This is a genomic window from Stenotrophomonas koreensis (genome assembly GCF_001431525.1).
Classification (GTDB): domain Bacteria; phylum Pseudomonadota; class Gammaproteobacteria; order Xanthomonadales; family Xanthomonadaceae; genus Stenotrophomonas; species Stenotrophomonas koreensis.
Window position 1 is genome coordinate 1 of sequence record NZ_LDJH01000042.1, and the last position, 674, is coordinate 674.

General features: G+C 65.7%; 2 protein-coding genes. Both read right to left on the reverse strand.

Annotated features, from left to right (window positions below; translation table 11 throughout):
* A partial coding sequence (locus ABB25_RS13995; protein ID WP_275452797.1) for a ribosomal RNA small subunit methyltransferase A occupies window positions 1–460 on the reverse strand: 460 nt, incomplete at its 3' end.
* Window positions 457–674 (reverse strand): 4-hydroxythreonine-4-phosphate dehydrogenase PdxA (locus tag ABB25_RS14000; RefSeq protein WP_211259332.1); only part of this gene is annotated, 218 nt, incomplete at its 5' end. The genes ABB25_RS14000 and ABB25_RS13995, both read right to left, overlap by 4 nt.

The window sequence follows — 674 nt, forward strand, 5'->3', positions numbered from 1 at the left end:
CGGCCGCCATGCGGTCGACCACTTCCTTCTGCAGCATGAAGGTCATGTCGCTGATCGCCGCGGCGTGCTCCAGGGCATGGAACAGGATCGGCGAGGAGATGTTGTAGGGCAGGTTGCCGACCAGGCGGATCTTCCTGCCCGGTTCGGCCAGCGCGCTGAAGTCCACCTGCAATACGTCGCGGTGGATGATGGTCAGCTCGCCCAGCGGCGCGGCTGCGGCCGCCAGCGGGGCAATCAGGTCGCGGTCGAACTCGATGACGGTCAGCCGCGGATGCTTGCGCAGCAGCGGGAAGGTGATCGCGCCCTGGCCGGGACCGATCTCGACCAGGTTGTCACCGGCGACCGGGTTGACCGCCATCACGATCTTGTCCACGTAATAACGGTCAGCCAGGAAGTGCTGGCCAAATTGCTTTTTCGCCGGCTCGGTGAAGCCGGCCGGGGGAGAGGAAGATGGGGTCATGTGCACAGTTTACGTTGCCGGGCCAGTGCAGCGCACAAATCCACCGCCGCCAGCAGGCTGCCGGGGTCGGCCTGGCCCTTGCCGGCCAGCTCCAGTGCAGTGCCGTGGTCCACCGCAACGCGCGGATAGGGCAGGCCCAGGGTGATGTTGGTGGCGTTTTCGAAACCGGAGAACTTCAGCACCGGCAGGCCCTGGTCGTGGTACATCGCCAGCA